At 52.9% G+C, this 16,977-nt stretch carries 18 protein-coding genes and 1 tRNA gene; 13 read left to right on the forward strand and 6 right to left on the reverse strand.

Going from position 1 to position 16,977, the window contains the following annotated elements; genetic code table 11:
- Positions 1–81 precede the first annotated feature (81 nt).
- From K5621_RS15785 to K5621_RS15800, 4 genes are all read left to right on the forward strand, one after another.
- Positions 82–1,122 (forward strand): NADP(H)-dependent aldo-keto reductase, encoded by a 1,041-nt coding sequence (locus K5621_RS15785; RefSeq protein WP_221049713.1) that lies wholly within the window; start codon positions 82–84, stop codon positions 1,120–1,122.
- Between the two features lie 79 nt (positions 1,123–1,201).
- Complete coding sequence (locus K5621_RS15790; protein WP_221049714.1) at positions 1,202–2,416, forward strand: aminotransferase class V-fold PLP-dependent enzyme; 1,215 nt, start codon at positions 1,202–1,204, stop codon at positions 2,414–2,416.
- Between the two features lie 3 nt (positions 2,417–2,419).
- Complete coding sequence (locus K5621_RS15795; RefSeq protein ID WP_221049715.1) at positions 2,420–2,872, forward strand: SufE family protein; 453 nt, start codon at positions 2,420–2,422, stop codon at positions 2,870–2,872.
- A 112-nt stretch (positions 2,873–2,984) separates the two neighbouring features.
- Positions 2,985–3,061, forward strand: a tRNA-Pro gene (locus tag K5621_RS15800).
- Positions 3,062–3,135: 74 nt separating this feature from the next.
- Here K5621_RS15800 and K5621_RS15805 read toward each other — a convergent pair.
- The gene (locus K5621_RS15805) at positions 3,136–3,735 is read right to left on the reverse strand and encodes a HupE/UreJ family protein (protein ID WP_100142208.1); all 600 of its coding nucleotides are present in this window, start codon (positions 3,733–3,735) and stop codon (positions 3,136–3,138) included.
- 335 nt (positions 3,736–4,070) lie between these two features.
- Between K5621_RS15805 and trpS the strand changes: the two genes are divergently transcribed.
- Positions 4,071–5,072, forward strand: a complete 1,002-nt coding sequence (trpS, locus tag K5621_RS15810; RefSeq protein ID WP_221049716.1) for a tryptophan--tRNA ligase — start codon at positions 4,071–4,073, stop codon at positions 5,070–5,072.
- Between the two features lie 141 nt (positions 5,073–5,213).
- Entirely contained in the window at positions 5,214–5,702 is a 489-nt protein-coding gene (locus tag K5621_RS15815) for an acyloxyacyl hydrolase (protein WP_221049717.1), read from the forward strand.
- Positions 5,703–5,726: 24 nt separating this feature from the next.
- Here K5621_RS15815 and K5621_RS15820 read toward each other — a convergent pair whose 3' ends face one another.
- Positions 5,727–5,984, reverse strand: a complete 258-nt coding sequence (locus K5621_RS15820; protein WP_221049718.1) for a putative hemolysin — start codon at positions 5,982–5,984, stop codon at positions 5,727–5,729.
- Between the two features lie 336 nt (positions 5,985–6,320).
- On the opposite strand from K5621_RS15820, the gene K5621_RS15825 reads away from it, so the two are divergent.
- Together K5621_RS15825 and K5621_RS15830 are read left to right on the forward strand one after the other, a co-directional pair.
- Entirely contained in the window at positions 6,321–7,856 is a 1,536-nt protein-coding gene (locus K5621_RS15825; RefSeq protein WP_221049719.1) for an MFS transporter, read from the forward strand.
- Positions 7,857–8,198: 342 nt separating this feature from the next.
- Entirely contained in the window at positions 8,199–9,086 is an 888-nt protein-coding gene (locus tag K5621_RS15830) for a methyl-accepting chemotaxis protein (RefSeq protein ID WP_245003097.1), read from the forward strand.
- A gap of 15 nt (positions 9,087–9,101) precedes the next feature.
- Here the strand turns inward: K5621_RS15830 and K5621_RS15835 are convergent, their stop codons facing one another.
- Positions 9,102–9,815 carry a 16S rRNA pseudouridine(516) synthase gene (locus tag K5621_RS15835; RefSeq protein WP_221049721.1) on the reverse strand — a complete coding sequence of 238 codons (714 nt, stop codon included), beginning with the start codon at positions 9,813–9,815 and terminating at the stop codon, positions 9,102–9,104.
- Positions 9,805–10,443: a helix-turn-helix transcriptional regulator gene (locus tag K5621_RS15840; protein ID WP_221049722.1), complete on the reverse strand. Its 639-nt coding sequence runs from the start codon at positions 10,441–10,443 to the stop codon at positions 9,805–9,807. Before K5621_RS15840 ends, K5621_RS15835 begins: the two co-directional genes overlap by 11 nt.
- A gap of 139 nt (positions 10,444–10,582) precedes the next feature.
- Here K5621_RS15840 and K5621_RS15845 point away from each other — a divergent pair, with 139 nt between their 5' ends.
- From K5621_RS15845 to K5621_RS15855, 3 genes are all read left to right on the forward strand, one after another.
- Positions 10,583–11,185, forward strand: a complete 603-nt coding sequence (locus K5621_RS15845; protein ID WP_221049723.1) for an NADPH-dependent FMN reductase — start codon at positions 10,583–10,585, stop codon at positions 11,183–11,185.
- A 50-nt stretch (positions 11,186–11,235) separates the two neighbouring features.
- On the forward strand, positions 11,236–11,655 hold the full coding sequence (locus K5621_RS15850; RefSeq protein WP_039033140.1) for a VOC family protein: 420 nt from the start codon (positions 11,236–11,238) through the stop codon (positions 11,653–11,655).
- Positions 11,656–11,918: 263 nt separating this feature from the next.
- Entirely contained in the window at positions 11,919–12,806 is an 888-nt protein-coding gene (locus K5621_RS15855; protein ID WP_100142219.1) for a universal stress protein, read from the forward strand.
- 1 nt (position 12,807) lies between these two features.
- Here K5621_RS15855 and folM read toward each other — a convergent pair whose 3' ends face one another.
- The gene (gene folM, locus K5621_RS15860; protein ID WP_221049724.1) at positions 12,808–13,515 is read right to left on the reverse strand and encodes a dihydromonapterin reductase; all 708 of its coding nucleotides are present in this window, start codon (positions 13,513–13,515) and stop codon (positions 12,808–12,810) included.
- Positions 13,516–13,793: 278 nt separating this feature from the next.
- Here folM and K5621_RS15865 point away from each other — a divergent pair, with 278 nt between their 5' ends.
- Positions 13,794–14,261 carry a DUF4920 domain-containing protein gene (locus K5621_RS15865; RefSeq protein ID WP_100142221.1) on the forward strand — a complete coding sequence of 156 codons (468 nt, stop codon included), beginning with the start codon at positions 13,794–13,796 and terminating at the stop codon, positions 14,259–14,261.
- Positions 14,251–14,811: a PepSY-associated TM helix domain-containing protein gene (locus K5621_RS15870; protein ID WP_221049725.1), complete on the forward strand. Its 561-nt coding sequence runs from the start codon at positions 14,251–14,253 to the stop codon at positions 14,809–14,811. The genes K5621_RS15865 and K5621_RS15870 overlap by 11 nt, the downstream gene beginning before the upstream one ends.
- An 87-nt stretch (positions 14,812–14,898) precedes the next feature.
- Here K5621_RS15870 and K5621_RS15875 read toward each other — a convergent pair whose 3' ends face one another.
- Positions 14,899–16,896 (reverse strand): TonB-dependent receptor plug domain-containing protein, encoded by a 1,998-nt coding sequence (locus K5621_RS15875; RefSeq protein WP_221049726.1) that lies wholly within the window; start codon positions 16,894–16,896, stop codon positions 14,899–14,901.
- Between the last annotated feature and the right edge of the window lie 81 nt (positions 16,897–16,977).

A 16,977-nucleotide genomic window follows, 5' to 3' on the forward strand; every position in this document is an offset into this window, starting at 1 on the left:
ACACAAAAACGGTTTTATTTATTGACAATCAACCTCTGTCACTTGTTAGCTTGCAGATAAGGAAATTAGCGGGAGCTTTCAATGGAATACAGACGTATCCCCCACTCCACTCTGGAAGTGAGCAAACTGTGCCTCGGCACCATGACCTGGGGCGAGCAAAACAGCCAGGCCGACGCCTTCGCCCAGTTGGATATGGCCCTAGCCGAAGGGATTAACTTTATCGACACTGCCGAGATGTATCCGGTGCCGCCCAAACCCGAGACTCAGGGTGAGACCGAACGCATTCTTGGCGCCTATCTCAAGGCCCGCGGCAACAGAGACAACCTGGTGATTGCCACCAAGGTGGCGGCTCCCGGCGGCAAGAGTGACTATATCCGCAGCAAGATGGCACTGGACTGGCGTAATATCCAGCTGGCGGTGGATGCATCATTGCAGCGCCTGGGCGTAGACTGTATCGATCTCTACCAAATCCACTGGCCCCACAGAAACTGTAACTTCTTCGGCGAACTCTTCTATGAGCAGCAGGAGCAGGAGTCGATGACCCCCATTCTGGATACCCTAGAAGCCTTGAGCGAAGTGATCCGCGCCGGCAAGGTGCGCTATATCGGGGTCTCCAACGAAACCCCATGGGGCCTGATGAAATACCTGCAACTGGCTGAGAAACACGGCCTGCCGCGGATTGTCAGCGTGCAGAACCCCTATAACCTGCTGAATCGCAGCTTTGAAGTGGGCATGAGTGAAATAAGCCACCGCGAGGAGTTACCGCTGCTGGCCTACTCGCCACTGGCCTTCGGTACCCTCACAGGCAAATATTTAAATGGCCAATGGCCAGCAGACGCCAGGTTGACCCTGTTCAAGCGCTTCGCCCGCTACACCGGCACCGAGTTGGCGCTTGAGGCCACCGAGGCCTACGTCAAGCTGGCCCAAAAATTCCACCTGAGCCCGGCGCAGATGGCACTGGCATTCGTCAACTCCCGCCCCTTTGTGGGCAGCAATATCATAGGTGCCACCAATCTGGAACAGTTAAAGGAGAACATTGCCGCCTCGCAGCTTAAGCTGAGTGAGGAACTGCTCGGTGAACTCAACTCGCTGTCGAGCCGATTTCGCCTGCCTTGTCCTTAAGGGTTGAGATATTTCACCTTGCATTGGGCGCACAAATCCATAAAGATCTGTGCGCCCTTTTGATTGAAGATCCACAGCAATGAGCACTCCACAGTTGCGCGCCCAGTTTCCCGCGCTCACCCAGATGTTGGGGGATTATCCCCTGGTCTATCTCGACACGGCCGCCACCAGCCAAAAACCCCAGCGGGTACTGGAAGCGATGGCGCGTTTCTACCGTGAAGATTGCGCCAATGTGCACAGAGCGGCCCATCAGCTTTCCGCCCGGGCGACCCAGGCCTACGAAGCTGTGCGTGATGCCTTGCAAGATTTTATCCATGCCGCCCGGCGGGAAGAAATCATCTTCACCCACGGCACCACCGAAGCCATCAACCTGCTGGCCTGGGGCCTTGGCGAGCGCTTTGGCAAGGATGACCTCATTCTGGTCGACAGCTGCGCTCATCACGCCAATCTGCTGCCTTGGCAACAACTGGCCAAACGCAGTGGTGCCAGGCTGGAACCCATTCCGCTGGATAAAGATCTGCGCCTCGATAAGGCGGCCTTTAGCCTGCTGCTCCAGCAAAAGCCCAAATTGGTGGCCCTCAGCCATGTCTCCAATGTATTGGGTACAGTCAATGACATAAAAGCCTTGTGTCAGGATATTCGCGCCGCCGGTGCCATCAGTGTGGTGGATGGTGCCCAGGCCGTCGCCCATCTGCAGTTGGATATGCAGCAACTGGGGTGCGATTTTTACGCCTTTTCCGGCCACAAAATGTATGGCCCCAGCGGCATAGGCGTACTCTGGGGCCGCTATGAATTGCTCGACACCCTGGAGCCACTGCTGACCGGCGGTGAGATGATAAAAACCGTCAGTTTCCAGGGCAGTACATTTGGCGACTTACCCAACCGCCTCGAGGCCGGTACCCCGCCGATCGCCGAGGTCATAGGTCTGGGAGAGGCCATTGCCTTTCTCGAACAGCAAGACAGACAAGCCCTGGCGCTTGCCGAACAAAAACTGCTGAACCAGCTGCAACAGGGGTTATCCGCCATTGCCGGGGTCGAACTTTACGCCGCCCACGGGGATAATCTGGGCGCCGTGGCCTTTAATCTCAAGGGCGAGCATCACCAGGATGTAGGCATACTGCTGGATCAACAAGGCATAGCGGTACGCTGCGGCCATCATTGCGCCATGCCGCTGATGTCGCTGATGGGTATCAAGGGCTGCTGCCGGGCCTCTGTGGGGATCTACACTGATGAGCAAGATATCAAACGTTTTCTCGATGCCCTGAAGGCAAGCGCCGAACTACTGGGATACTGAACCATGACAGAGCAAACACTCACTGCTGCCGACTTTATCCAGTTTGCCAAGCAAACCCAGGCGCCGCTGGCCGACTTATTTGAAGCCGTTTCCTCGGCCAATAATTGGCAGGACAGATACCGCCAGTTGATGCAAGGCGCCAAGCAGTTGCCAGCCCTGCCACCCGAGCTGCAAACAGAAGCCGCCCGGGTACGCGGCTGTGAAAGCGCCGCCTGGCTCTACCACTACCAAATCGATGGCAAGCATCTGTTTATTGCCGACAGCGATGCCCGCATCGTCAAGGGGCTGATCGCCTTGTTGCTGCATGCTATGAATAACAGCGACAGCCAAACCCTGGCGCAATTTGAGCCCAAGGCTTATCTCAAACAACTGGGTTTGGAGGGGCAACTGAGCCCATCCCGCAGCAACGGCCTCTATGCCCTGATAAGCAGAATCATCGAGCTCAGCCAGTGCTAATGCCATGATGCTTTTTTCAGCGCTTCAACTATCCAGCTCACATCGGAGAATAATTTTGCGGCCTGGTTGGCATTTTTCCAATTAAGCTTCACTTACCATCTGGTTCCAGAGTCGGAGCGTAGCTCAGCCCGGTAGAGCGCTGTCTTCGGGAGGCAGGGGTCGCAAGTTCGAATCTTGTCGCTCCGACCAATTAAACCGCTATCCAAGCGGCATAAAGACTCAAGGGCAGGTTCATCGAACTTGCCCTTGTTGTTTCTGCCCCGTCACACTGCCACAACCATCATCAAGCCGGCCAGCAACAGACAAGTGCCGAGCACGTATTGCAGGTGTTTCTTAGCCAGCACTTTACAGGTTACCTCTCCCACCATGCTGAGGATCAACACTGTCGCGCCGATCCCCACTAGATACCCCAAGAACAAATTGGAGCCACTGAGAGTCCAGTCCGCCACGCCCAGATTGGCACTGCCCAGGGTGTAACCATGGGCGAATGCCAACATGGCGACCATGGCCGCGGCGACATGGGTAGCAAAACAGATATTGCCGGCAATCAACATGCCGAGCACAAACATGGACAGGAGAACAAAGGATTTACTGACGATAAGCGCCATCGAGGTTTGCGCCGTCAAAGTACCAGCCAACATCACCAGCACAAACGAGAGCGGCACCACCCACAAGGCTTTACCGCCAAGCTGCGCCGACCAGACTCCGACGCCAACGGCCACCAGCAGACTGGCCACCAGCATCAAAGGGTTGAGTTGCATCACCTGCTCGGGAAAGCGTCCCACAACCCCCAGCGACAATAGCAGACTGGCACCAACACCCAAAAACAGCCAAGATCTGCCAGCAAACAAGGACCGCATCATAAGCACCTCTCACTTGCCGAGTGACTACGCTTTAACCTTATACCTTACGGTAAAAAAATGCTTGACCTGGCACAAATTCCTGACAAAAAACCGACCTTTAATTGACTTGCATAACACAGACTCAAGCCTTACTATCCTTGGGTCTTTAAATGTATTTTTGATTAATCCTATGTATTCCCCAATCGACTCATTGCTCATGCAACAGACTTGGTGGCGCAGCCCAAACCGGCGGCGTCAGGATTAAACATAGGTAAAATCATATCTTCCGGGCCGCCATAAGGCGGCCTTTGTGTATCTGTACGTCTTATGGCTCCGGCAATCTCAAGGAGAACAAGATGAAACAGATCATACTCACAGGCGATAGACCCACAGGTAAACTGCATATCGGCCACTATGTCGGTTCACTCAGGCAAAGAGTCCAGGTTCAAGATGAGTTCGATCAGAACGTGATGATCGCCGACTATCAGGCCTTGACCGACAACGGCCATAACCCGGCAAAGGTGACCGACAATATTCTCGAAGTCATGGCCGACTACCTGGCGGCCGGGTTGGATCCGGCCAAGACACGTTTTTGCCTGCAAAGCGCGCTACCGGCGCTGTCGGAACTCACCTGTATCTACTTAAACTTGGTGACGGTTGCCCGGCTTGAGCGCAATCCCACAGTCAAGGCGGAGATCCAACAAAAAGGTTTTGAGCGCAGCCTACCGGCGGGTTTTCTGGTCTACCCCGTCAGTCAGACCGCTGATATTACGGCCTTTCGCGCCACTCATGTGCCAGTGGGTGAAGATCAATTACCCATGCTGGAGCAAAGCAATGAAATCGTCCGTCGCTTCAACAATCTGGTGGGGGCCGAAGTGCTCAAGGAGTGTCAGGCAATTCTCAGTGACACTGGCCGCCTCCCAGGGCTCGACGGCAAGGCCAAGATGTCCAAATCCCTTGGCAATACCATAGAGCTGGGAATGAGCAGTGACGAACTCAAGCAAGCGGTGTTTTCCATGTATACGGATCCCAACCATCTGAGGGTGGAAGATCCAGGCAGAGTCGAGGGCAATACGGTATTCAGTTATCTCGATGCCTTCCATCCGGACAAGGCGCTGGTAGCCGAGCTCAAGGCCCATTATCGCAGAGGCGGCCTCGGGGACATGAAGTGCAAACGAATACTCAACGACTGCCTGCAGGAATTACTCGCGCCCATGCGGGAGCGGCGCAGGCAAGCCCTGGCAGACAAAGGGCAACTGCTGGCGATACTGCAGCGGGGTACGGAAGAAGCCAGAGCCATCAGTGATGCCGTACTGCAAGATGTCAAAGCCGCCATCGGGCTTAATCTGCTTCGCTAAACGATTGTTCACTCAGCCAAGAGTCTATAAGCCCGGCACTTGGCTGAGCCTCTCACAGAAACAACTCCCCCTGTTGGCACTCATACTAACCTTGATACTGCGAGCGCTATACTGCCAGGCTGTTTATTGCAGTGCTGTATCATGCCAAGCTATGCCAACGCCGCCGAACAAAGCGTGGCAATCAACTATATCCATGAAGAAGGCCAGGCCAAGGGTAGCAAACTGGCTTATAAGCTGTATCCGGACCCCCTGAAACCTATCAGTGGAAATTTTGAACTGCCCCTGGAAGCCAGTATCAACTTTTGGGAATACGGCGAGAATAACCAGCATGATGTCAATCATCTGCTGACCATATCACCCATATTGAGAGACCCGCTGACGAGGGGGCAATGGCTGGACTTTTATCTGGAGGCCGGGATCGGATTTGCCCTCTTGGATGACAGCCAGTTTGCAGGTAAGGATGTCGGCTCTCACTATCAGTTTGAAGACAGATTGGGCTTTGCCTTCAAATTTGGCCGTGAGCGCCAGCAGACAGTCGCCATCACCTACTTGCATTATTCCAATGCCGGCCTCAGCAAACCCACCCTAGGGCTCGACTTTGTCAACTTGGCCTACAGCTACCGCTTCTAACATCCTTTTAGGGTATCGGGCCAATCAATTTAGCGGCTGATTGGCCCTAAAATAGGTCCACTCTTCCACAATGCTGCCATCCGGCAAGTGACAATAGCCTACAGTACCATTTTGCTCCTGAACCAGCTCCAGCTTACCGCCGGATTCGACACAAAATACCGCTGCCGGATTAGGGCTTCCCACAGTATCTTTCAGACTCTCGGACTCGGTTTTTGCCGCCTCTTCAGAGCAGCCCCCCAACAACAGCAGAGTGCCCACAGTCATTACAGTTAATACTCGCATCTTGGCTCCTTAATCTGTTCCTTGAATACAATCAATAGCGGCCAAAAATTGGCCGCTGCCAGCGTGAACCCTCTCCAAGCTACAAGGGCACAGCAGCGTCTGCAAGCGAATGAGCCACTTATCCAAGTCAACAAATCGAAAGTGATGAACATTGTTAAGATAGATCCGCAATTTTTGCCAAGCAGATCGTGGTTTTTCCAATTTGATCGGGTTGGTTTTTTGGCGTTTGACAGTAAAGCGGGTAAAGTGTCGCGGTTATCACCTTTTTTGATACAAGGCATTAGCCTGCAATTGATAAAAGACCTACAAACATAATAATACAGACAAGGGAAGAGTATGAGCGACTCCAACTCCTGTGCGGGCAATGACCTGCGCGAAGTCAAGCAACTGGGAATGTGGGCCTCCATCGCCAGTTTAAGCTATATCTTCTGGCTGGTCGGCGGCATGGAACTGGTTGAACGTATCGCCTACTACGGCGTTAAGGCCAGTGCCGGACTCTATGCCAAGGCGCCGGCCTCCGAAGGTGGCCTGGGTATCAGCCTCAGCGATTACGGTATCATTATCTCAGCCTGGGCCTTGCTGCAGACCTTTGTGCCGGTATTTACCGGCGGGATCTCAGATAGGGTCGGCTATAAAGAGACTATCTTTGCCTCGACCATCATCAAGATCTGTGGCTACCTCTGTATGGCCTTCTTCCCCAGCTTCTGGGGCTTTTTGTTCGGCGCCATGCTGCTGGCGGCAGGTACCGGCATCTTCAAGCCTGGCATCCAGGGAACGCTGGTGTTGTCCACCAACCGTAACAACACCTCCATGGCCTGGGGTATCTTCTATCAGGTGGTGAATATCGGTGGCTTCCTTGGTCCCTTGGTGGCAGTGCATATGCGGCAGCTGTCCTGGGACAATGTGTTCTACGCCTGCGCCGCCATTATCTCGCTCAACTTCCTGTTCCTGCTGACTTACAAGGAACCGGGTAAAGAGCAACGTCTGGAACGGCAACGTAAGATCAAGTCCGGCGAACTCAAGCAGGAGATGCTTTGGAAAGACGCCTGGAGCGAACTGAAAAAGCCGGTAGTCATCTACTATATGCTGGTGTTTTCCGGCTTCTGGTTCCTGTTCAACTCCCTGTTTGACGTGCTGCCGATTCATATTGCCGAATGGGTCGATACCAGTGTGATTGTCACCAGCCTGTTTGGCCCTGAAGGCACCAGCAACGGCGTACTGCAGTTCTGGCTCGGGCTGAATAACGAAGGCACTAAGGTGATGCCGGAAGGCATGCTCAACCTCAACGCGGGTCTGATTATGACCAGCTGCTTCCTGGTAGCCGCCCTGACCGCCAAGTACCGTATCACCAGCGCCATGCTGGCCGGCTGTCTGCTGTCTATATTTGCCTTTGTGTTGATCGGTGCAACCCATGCGGCCTGGTTTATCGTGTTGGCAATCGCCATGTTCTCCCTCGGCGAAATGATGATAAGCCCGAAGAAGAACGAGTTTATGGGCAATATCGCCCCCGAAGGCAAGAAGGCCATGTACCTCGGCTTTGTGATGTTGCCACAAGGCATAGGCTGGGGCCTGGAAGGTTATTTCGGCCCCAAACTCTATGAGATCTTTGCCTCCAAAGAGATCTTCTCCCGGGAGATGCTGCTGGATAAGGGCATGTCACAGAAGGATGTAGCCGCCATTCCGCAGGGGGAAGCCTTTCATAGGCTGGTTGAGTTCACCGGCCAAAGTGGCCGCGAGCTGACTGAGATCCTCTACCAGAGCCATAACATAGGCATGGCCTGGTACATCATAGGCGCCATAGGCACCATTTCCGCCGTCGGCATCTATATCTACGGTAAGTGGCTGCTGAGAATGCAGCAGGCCCAGGCCTAATTGGAAACGCCACCTCAGGGTGGCGTTTTTTTTATCCGCCAATTATTGCCAGCAAATGAGAACTCGATCCCCTTCAAGAAATCAGCAAGACCCTATAATCAAAAAAACAAAAAAAACACGTAACTATTTGTATCATAAGGAAGTTTTATATTTTTCAATCATCATCTTCACCGGCAAATAGCTTCATTAAAACAGCAATTCGAAGAGCAGAACCAACAGCAGCGAACGACACAGGCACAATTACAGTCGCAACTGACGCAACTCAAACAGGAAAGGGATCAGGCTCTGGCACAAAACCGCGACTTCGCCGCCATGTTGGCCTGCCAGAACCAGGGCGGGCTCATGTTGCAATCGGTACGCGAAGCCATGGCCGAAGACGCCGGACGTCTGCTTGAGGAACAAAGCAAACTGGAGCAACTCAACACCCTGTTCGAACAAACCCGCAGCGCCGTGACCAGGCTGGGAGAGCGAGCCCACCTGCTCAGTTCACAGTCACAGCATAGCCTGGGCACTGTGGCACAACTGGATACCAGTACCCAAAGCATCAGCCAGTTTGTCAGTGCCATTCAGGGCATTTCGGCACAGACCAACCTGTTGGCGCTCAATGCCGCCATCGAAGCCGCCCGCGCCGGAGAGGCTGGTCGCGGCTTTGCCGTGGTGGCCGATGAAGTCCGGCAGTTGGCGGCCAAGGCCAGTGACGCCAGCCAACAGATAGAGCAGTTGGTACAACAGATCATCACTCAGTCTGAAAACATACGAACCCTGACAGATGACAACCAAGGCTGCGCCGATGAAGTGGCCAGCTCGGCGGTGCAGATAGACACAGTGGTCACTCAGGTATTGGCGCAATCGGCGCAGATGCAGCAGGTGATCAGCCATGCCGCGACTGTGTCTTTCCTCAACACCACCAAGCTGGATCATGCGGTATGGAAACAACATATCTATGAACTGCTGCAAAACCAGTGTTTTGATCAGCCGGTAAACAGCCACCATGACTGCCGTTTGGGTAAGTGGTACTACGAAGGACAAGGCGCCAGCCTCTATAGCTCACTCCCGGGTTTCCGCGAGTTGGAAGCGCCACATGCATTGGTGCACGAGAGTGGCCGCCTGGCGCTGCAACAGGCCGCAGCCGGCGACACCACAGAGCAGGTGATGGCGCTGCAACGGATGGAAGATGCCAGTATGCAGGTGGTGCTGGCGATAGACATGCTCATCGCCTCAGTTCAGTAGCCGTCAGTAAAATCGTCAGTAAGTGACCGACTCTACCTCTTCCCGGGTCAACTCTCTGGCTTCGCCCTCGGCCAGAGAGTCATCCAGCACTATCTGACCTATCTGACTGCGATGCAGCGCCAGCACAGGGTTACGAAAGCGGCCGAACATGCGTTTTATCTGGTGATATTTGCCCTCAGTGAGTATCACCTCGGCCTCATGGCTTGCCAAAATTCTCAGTTCGGCCGGCGCTGTGATGACGTTTTCAAACTCAAAGAAAAATCCGCGCCTGAAAGCCTCGATATAAGTGTCATCCAGCGGATTGGCCAGACACACCCGATAACGCTTGGCCTTGCTCGATGAAGGCAGGGTCAACGCCTGGGTCCAGCGGCTATCATTACTGAGCAGCACCAGCCCGGTACTCTGCTTATCCAGGCGGCCGGCGATATGCAGCCCCGGCACCAATGCCGCCGGGGGCAGGCAGTCGAGCACGGTTTTATGCTCGGGGTCTTGGGTGGCGCTCACTACTCCGGCAGGCTTGTTCAGCATCCAGTAGACAGGGTTTTGCCGCTGCAGCCATTGCTCATCGAGACGAATATGACTGAACTCATGGATAAGTCTGTCTGCGGCAAACACCTGCTCGTCATCGAGCCAAACCCGGCCATCGGCAAGCAATTGCCTGGCCTGTTTGCGGGGAATATTCAACTGCCCGGCGAGAAACCTATCCAGCCGCCCTCTCTTACTGCGCATCGTTTAAAGTACCTTTAGCTTCAATCCGATAAGCACAGCGACGTGAGCCATCCAGAATGTGTTCGCGGCGACTGATCTCCACTTCTGGCCCCAGCAACTGCCGGAACAACGCCAGCTCAGAGCGACAAAAGTTCTGGCAACTCGTAGCCGCTGCGCAAATGGGGCAATGGTTTTCCAGCAGCCAAAAGCCGGTACTGTCCGCTTCAATCTGCGCCATATAGCCTTCACGGCTTCGGATCTCGGCTAGGCATTCCAGCTTGTCGGCCAGGGAAGCGCCAGCGGCCATCTGGCTCGAATAGCTCTCGAGGCTCTGCTGCTCCCTGTGACTGATGAGTTTATCCAAGCCCTCGTCACCAAAGACCTGACGCACTGAAGTTATCAGCTGCAGACTCAGCTCATCGTGACGGTCGGCAAACAACGAGCGACTCTGCTCGGTCAACGTCCAATAACGCGCAGGTCTGCCGCGGCCTTCGGCCCTGTCTTCTGTCCGCACCAGCCCCTCGGCTTCAAGGGCTTGCAGATGTTGACGCACCCCCATACTGGTCAGCCCCAGCTCAACGGCCAGGCTCTGGGCCGTCTGGGCTCCGTTCAACTTGAGAATGTCGACTATCTTGTCTGTGGTCTTCATGTCACCTCCAGCGCTGATTATGCCCGGATCAGGACGCCGCATCCAGAATAAATAAACTTTTTTGTTTATTTTATCTTTACATTATTAAGTAAAGCACATACCTTACAAAACAATAAATAAACAAAAAGGTTTACTTAAAATGAAATACCTAGTCGTCAGCGCCAGCCAACGTTTCCAATCCCAGAGTGCCAAGGTCGCAGAATTCATCACCCGGGAAATAAAGACCAAGCAACTCGCAGAGGCGGAGCATCTGGAGCTCTGCGGTTGCAATCTTCCCTTCTGGGATGGTGAACAACAAAACAAAGGCGCCGACTGGCAACGGATAGAAGCCAAGGTGACAGCAGCCGATGCTCTGGTGCTTATCACTCCGGAATGGGGCGGCATGGCGACACCTTTGCTGAAGAACTTTCTGCTGATGTGTGACAGCCAACATACGGCCCATAAGCCTGTGCTGCTGGTTGCAGTTGTCTCAGGCATAAGCGGCGCCTATCCCATCAGTGAATTGAGAATGAACGCCATGAAAAACAACAAACTGGTGGCGGTGCCGGATCATTTGATCGTCCGCGATGTCGAGAAAATGCTCAACCCCGAATGCGACAGCATCCGCGATGCCAGATTAAGAGAAAGGATCGGCTACAGCCTGCATATGTTGGCCCAGTATGCAGCAGCACTGGCACAGATACGTTTTGCCCACAGGGACGCCCCCTTTCCCAAACAACAGGAATATTGCTACGGCATGTAAACAAAGGCCCAGATAAGAAGGAAAAAGGGCAAATACCAAGGAGAACGCAAATGATACAACTGGAACATCTGAACCTGGTGGTCGCAGACCTCCCCAAGACCCTGGATTTTTACCGCGCCGCCTTTCCTCACTGGCAGATCCGCTGCCAAGGAGAAGGAAGCTGGTATGGCAAGCCACGAAAATGGCTCCACTTCGGTGATGACTATCAATACCTGGCTTTCAGCGATAACGGTGAGGGCAATAACCGCGACTTGAGCGGTCATCAACCCGGGCTGGCCCACTTCGCCTTTGTCACAGCAGACATTGACGGGGTGATCAAGCGCCTGCAGGACGCAGGCTATAGCATAGATAAAGACGGTGCCGACGAGCCCTGGCGCCGCAATGTGTACTTTATCGACCCGGCCGGGTTTGAAGTGGAGTTTGTCCAGTATCTGAGCGATCTGCCAAAACAGCGCAATCGCCCTAGCTAAGGACAGTCATAAATAGCCTTACAGGCTCCCTCGCCTTCGCTCACTGGGTGGGGGAGCCGCCTTGATTCACTTCTTGGCAAACAGACTGTATAACCAGCCCAGGGTGACGGCACCTTGCCGTAAGACCGAATTCAAAATAGACCGGCACAAAGACCCAAAGCCGCTATTGACGCGGGTTTCAAGAGCAAAAGGATCTGATGGCGCGGCGCTGTATGACTAGACTTATACGAAGCCAACAATAGGCTGGCTTCGAGGATAACGTCATGAGTGTATTTACACGCCTACTGGCCGTTTCAGACGACAGTAACAGAGGGAAACAGGCCCTGAGAAAGGCGGTGCAACTGGCCAATGCCAGCCATGCCGACCTCACACTACTCAGGGTTAAAACACCAAAATATCAAGGCATTGGTCAATGGTTACAACAGAAAATCCATTCCACCCCCTCGGTCTCACAACAGAGAGAAAAACGCCCATTTTATCCTTCGCGGGAACTGGATATCTGTTTAAAGCACTGCCAGGCCCGAGACTTGCCAACGGCAATTCTGACTGAACTCAATCAAACACATTACGATTTGTTGCTGGTCGAGCACCACAGCTATTCTGCCCTGCAGTGTGAATTGGGCCATACCTATGATTGGCAACTGCTGCAACGAGTTCCCCTGCCGGTGATGTTTGTCAGCGACATGCCCTGGGAGCAACAGGGGTCTATGTTGGCAGCACTTGAGCTGGATGAAGACACGGAAGACCATGCCCATTTCAATCACAGGCTGTTGCAACAAGCCAATGAATTTGCCGATTTACTGCAACAGAAATTGCATCTGCTCAACTGCTATCAACAGGCAGACATCAGCATGGCCTTCGACGAACAGTTGCCGGGTTGTCGCTCGCAACAAGAAAATCAATGGCAAAAACTGCAACAGGCAGCCAAATTGCTGGCATTGAGTGAGGAACAGTTACATCTGTCCTGCGGCCTGCCGGATCATGTAGTGCCTGAAGCGGCCCATAAATGGCACAGCAACATAGTCATCATGGGCGCAGCAGAGCACAGAGGACTGTTGAGTGAACTCAAGGGCCACGCCTCGGAGCAGATGCTCAATCAACTCGAGTGTGATGTGCTGGCCCTAAAGCCCAGTTGCCCGCTACTGCATTGAATCACTTCAGCGGCCGCCCGCCATCGAGTGACAGGGTGCGGCCAGTCATATAACGGCTGGCCATCAGATATTCCACGGCGGCCAGCATCTCCTGCTCACCGCCCTCTTTGGGCAACAATGCCTTGGCAAGCGCCTTTTGCCGATAGGCAGTATCATCCTGCTCGTTAAACAACATCAATGCCGGTGCTATGCCGTTGACCTTGACACCCGGCGCCAGCTTGGCGGCAAATGACAGGGTCAAATTATCCAACGCCGCCTTGCTGGCGGCATAAGCGATATGCTTCTTACTGCCTTTCTGCGCCACATAATCGCTGATATGGATGATATCCCGGCTGCCTATCTCATCAGTCTGCAATAGCGGCGCCAGTGCCAGATTCAACTGATAGGGCACTGAGGCATGGATCTGCATCATGCGATTAAAAACCTCAGCCGCATCTGTGTCAGACCGCTCCGGCATCCAATCCGAGGCGTTGTGAATAATCGCCCGCAGAGACTCATGCTTGCTTTTTACCTCGGCAATCAAGCCGTTGAGCTCGCTATTTCGCAAGAGATCCACTCGATACAGCTCGGCGCCTGCGGCCTTGAGTTCATCGATGGAGTCGTAATGGCTGCGATAAGTGCCGATAAGGGGATAACCCTGAGCCATCAAATTCCTGGCCATTGCCAGTCCCAGACGTTTACCTATGCCAGTGATCAAAATAGGCTGCATACTCTTTCCTTTAATATGTTCACCGACACATTGTTTCACGCTCAAGCGGCCCCTGACCAGAGGTGCAGAATAACCGTTGAGCTTAGTTGGTGGATTCCTTACAGAAAAACCATAAAAAATAAATAGATAATCCCAAGCAATCAGAGAAATGCCAATCAGCTCTCATATTGGGATCTTAGTGTGTCCAAGGCTTGAATATGAATACCGGCTCCAATAATATTGCAAAATAATAATAATCATTCTCAATCAAGTTTTATTAATCACAAAGGATACTCCTCATGCGTATCAATCAGTTAATCCTATTGGCTGCCCTGTTTACTCCTCTCGCCCACAGCGCTACCGACAAATTCGGCGAGCCCGTTGACATGAATTTGTTCATGCCTATCTCTACCCTGATGGCGGCCCCCGATGATTACATTGGTCAGGAACTGACAGTGGAAGGCACCATCGTCTCTGTGTGCAGCAAACGCGGCTGTTGGATGGAATTGGCGACAGACGACAGCTTCGACCGCCTTAAGGTAAAAGTACGTGATGGTGAAATGGTCTTTCCCGTCAGTGCCAGAGGCTTGAAAGCCTATGCCACCGGCGAGTTCAAAGCCATTAAGTTAAATATTGAGGAAACCCGCGCCTTTTTGGGGCACCAGGCTGAGCAACATAACAAGCCCTTCGATCCCGAGTCAGTGACTCAAGGGCTAACCTTCTATCAGTTGCAACCATATGGGGTCGAAATCCGTGATGCTGAATAACAAAGTACGTAAATGGATCCGCTTATTACACAGAGACATAGGTTATCTGTGCATAGGCATGACTCTGGTATATGCCATCTCGGGAATTGCCGTCAATCACATCAATGACTGGAACCCCAACTATAAGATTACCCAGAGCGAGAGCCACGTTGCCGGGCTGACACCGTCACTGGGCGATAGCGATATTCAAGCATTGTTGAGTCAACACTTTTCACTGCAGGATAGTATCCGCAGCGGTTATCGCGCCAGCGCCACCGAGTACCAACTATTTCTCAAAGATGGCAGTCAGTTGAGCGCCAACCTGAGTTCTGGCGCAGTTTCGGCTGAGATGGTCAACACTCGCCCTATTTTGCAGGCTCTCAACTACCTGCACCTTAATCATGCTCGCGACGCTTGGACCTGGATTGCCGATATCTATGCCGCCATGCTACTGTTTTTGGCGCTCTCGGCACTGGTGATGTTACGCAGCAGTAACTTGATGAAGAGCCGTAAGACCTGGCTGACCCTCTCTGGAGTACTGCTTCCGCTGCTGTTTATTATGTTGCGCTGACTTATTGTTTAGCGGTGACACCGAATCAGAAAGAACCCGGCCATGGCCGGGTTCTTCTATTGCAATAACCGTGAACTATTACCAAGCTTAAAAGCTGTACTCCATGCCCAACCAATAGTTACGGCCCTCTTCAGGGAAACCTTCGGTGTAAGCGTAATCACGATCAAACAGGTTATTGACCGAGGCGTTGACACTCAGCCCCTGCCAGACACGGTAGTCGAAACGAACACCGGTGACGCCAAAACCACTGGCTACTTGAGTGCCTCTGGAACTGCTGAGGCTATCACTGCGCGCTTCTTGGCTGACAACAATGTCCAGTGCATCAAACGGAGTCAACTTAACCCAGGCAAAGACTTGATGTTCCGGCAGGCCGGTGACATCGAGCTGCTCATCCTTCACATCGGCATGAATATAGCTGTAGCTCAGGCCAACACTGGCCCAATCGCTGATATCGCCATAAAGCCCTAAATCCAGCCCGCTATAGTCGACCCGACCGCTGTTGCGGTTTTGGATCAGGGTTGGGGTGATGTTATGGGTCAAAATGGCATCCGACACCCGGTTATAATAGACGCTGCTGTCCAACTGCCAGTCGAGAGGCAATGAGGCCTTATAGCTCAACTCCAGGTTAGTTGCCCGCTCAGGCTCCAGATGTGGATTCACTATCGCCGTTTGGCCAAAAGCGGGTCTGAAGGTGGTGTAGCGTTCTTTCAAGGTTGGAAAGCGACTACGCTGAGACAGAGACAACTGCAGTGTATCCAGATTATCCAGTTCATAACGGCCCATCACCTGCCAGTTGAAAGCATTCTGTGAGTTATCCTCATAGCGAGTCAGACTGCCGTCCTTCTCATATTTGTAGCCTTCCAGACTCTTGCGGGAGTCATAGCTGATGCCCCCAACCAGATCCAGATTGTCTCTCAGCGCCCATTGATACTCCACCGCCGCCGACAAAGTTCGGTCTTTGTACTTATCAAACTCACCATCTGGCTTCCCTTGCTCCTTGTGCAGATCTTCCTTCCAGTGAGTGGCAAACGACAGCATATCTTCCTTGCGCATATCTATGCTGAGCTGCAAACCTGCGCCATTGCTGGCATCGTCATAATGACTGTAAGGCCCTTTCCTTTGCTGCAGGTTTTTCAAACTCTTGTAGATCCGCAATGTGTTTTCAAATTCATCGCGATAGAGACGACTGTGTAACACCACTCCCGGAGTGAGCTGACTGTAACCACTGTAATAAAAACTCTGCTTATCATATTGCGGCCATTGCCAATACATTGGACGAACGTACGCTTCAGTGCCGGCATAAGGCGGGCTATTCTTCTCCCCTTCCTGGCGGATATAGGTAAAGATGTACTCATCGGTTTCATTGGGTGTCAGGCCAAATTTGGCGGTACCACGACGGTCACTGTATGCCGAGTTGGCGCGTTTGCCATCACTACCGGCAATTGGATTGCCATTATCGTGAGACAGGCCGACAAAGTCTTTATTCAGCTTGTTACCACTCAATTGGATAAAGCCCCAATCATTGCTGCCGGCCAGGCTAGCATCCAGGCTATAACCGTTGTCTTCGCCTCGAGCCCAACCCTGAGAAGCACTGACTTGCCCTTCGAACTCCTTTTCCGGTCTACGGGTTGTCAGGTTGATGGCACCGCCCATCATGTTCGGCCCCTGCAGCAAAGAGGCATATCCCTTGGAGACTTCCACCGAGGCCAGATCCGAGGCCAGAAACCGCCCTAAGTCCAGATTGCCATCATAGGGGATATAAATCGGAACCCCATCGAAAAACAACGGTACCTGCTTACTGTTAAAACCCCGAACCTTAACCTGTAACTCGTTACGGCGACCGGATTTTTGCAGACTGACTCCGGGAATAATATTCAGCGCCTCAGCCACGTTCTGCTTATTCAACATCTTGATGGTGTCTTGATTGACGCTGTCTTGATTGGCGGCAATTGGGCTACCCCAAACGCTGATCCTCTCGATTTTGGTGTCGGTTTTCTTCTCGGGCTCGACACCACTGCCATTGGCAAATGCCAATGGCGAAACCAACATCAGCGGCAAAATAGGGTAATAACTCTTTCGTTTCATACTACAGACCTTCAACATAACAGCGATATATAAACACCTATATATCGATACTTAAAAAATACCCGGATCCCTTGAGCAATC

The sequence above is a fragment of the Shewanella carassii genome (assembly GCF_019670705.1).
In the GTDB taxonomy this organism is placed as follows: domain Bacteria; phylum Pseudomonadota; class Gammaproteobacteria; order Enterobacterales; family Shewanellaceae; genus Shewanella; species Shewanella carassii.

Bases quoted from the DNA above. Each gene is read 5' to 3' on its own strand.
- K5621_RS15785 (WP_221049713.1), top strand. From the start codon at position 82: ATGGAATACAGACGTATCCCCCACTCCACTCTGGAAGTGAGCAAACTG.
- K5621_RS15790 (WP_221049714.1), top strand. From the start codon at position 1,202: ATGAGCACTCCACAGTTGCGCGCCCAGTTTCCCGCGCTCACCCAGATG.
- K5621_RS15795 (WP_221049715.1), top strand. From the start codon at position 2,420: ATGACAGAGCAAACACTCACTGCTGCCGACTTTATCCAGTTTGCCAAG.
- K5621_RS15805 (WP_100142208.1), bottom strand. From the start codon at position 3,735: ATGATGCGGTCCTTGTTTGCTGGCAGATCTTGGCTGTTTTTGGGTGTT.
- trpS (WP_221049716.1), top strand. From the start codon at position 4,071: ATGAAACAGATCATACTCACAGGCGATAGACCCACAGGTAAACTGCAT.
- K5621_RS15815 (WP_221049717.1), top strand. From the start codon at position 5,214: ATGCCAAGCTATGCCAACGCCGCCGAACAAAGCGTGGCAATCAACTAT.
- K5621_RS15820 (WP_221049718.1), bottom strand. From the start codon at position 5,984: ATGCGAGTATTAACTGTAATGACTGTGGGCACTCTGCTGTTGTTGGGG.
- K5621_RS15825 (WP_221049719.1), top strand. From the start codon at position 6,321: ATGAGCGACTCCAACTCCTGTGCGGGCAATGACCTGCGCGAAGTCAAG.
- K5621_RS15830 (WP_245003097.1), top strand. From the start codon at position 8,199: ATGTTGCAATCGGTACGCGAAGCCATGGCCGAAGACGCCGGACGTCTG.
- K5621_RS15835 (WP_221049721.1), bottom strand. From the start codon at position 9,815: ATGCGCAGTAAGAGAGGGCGGCTGGATAGGTTTCTCGCCGGGCAGTTG.
- K5621_RS15840 (WP_221049722.1), bottom strand. From the start codon at position 10,443: ATGAAGACCACAGACAAGATAGTCGACATTCTCAAGTTGAACGGAGCC.
- K5621_RS15845 (WP_221049723.1), top strand. From the start codon at position 10,583: ATGAAATACCTAGTCGTCAGCGCCAGCCAACGTTTCCAATCCCAGAGT.
- K5621_RS15850 (WP_039033140.1), top strand. From the start codon at position 11,236: ATGATACAACTGGAACATCTGAACCTGGTGGTCGCAGACCTCCCCAAG.
- K5621_RS15855 (WP_100142219.1), top strand. From the start codon at position 11,919: ATGAGTGTATTTACACGCCTACTGGCCGTTTCAGACGACAGTAACAGA.
- folM (WP_221049724.1), bottom strand. From the start codon at position 13,515: ATGCAGCCTATTTTGATCACTGGCATAGGTAAACGTCTGGGACTGGCA.
- K5621_RS15865 (WP_100142221.1), top strand. From the start codon at position 13,794: ATGCGTATCAATCAGTTAATCCTATTGGCTGCCCTGTTTACTCCTCTC.
- K5621_RS15870 (WP_221049725.1), top strand. From the start codon at position 14,251: ATGCTGAATAACAAAGTACGTAAATGGATCCGCTTATTACACAGAGAC.
- K5621_RS15875 (WP_221049726.1), bottom strand. From the start codon at position 16,896: ATGAAACGAAAGAGTTATTACCCTATTTTGCCGCTGATGTTGGTTTCG.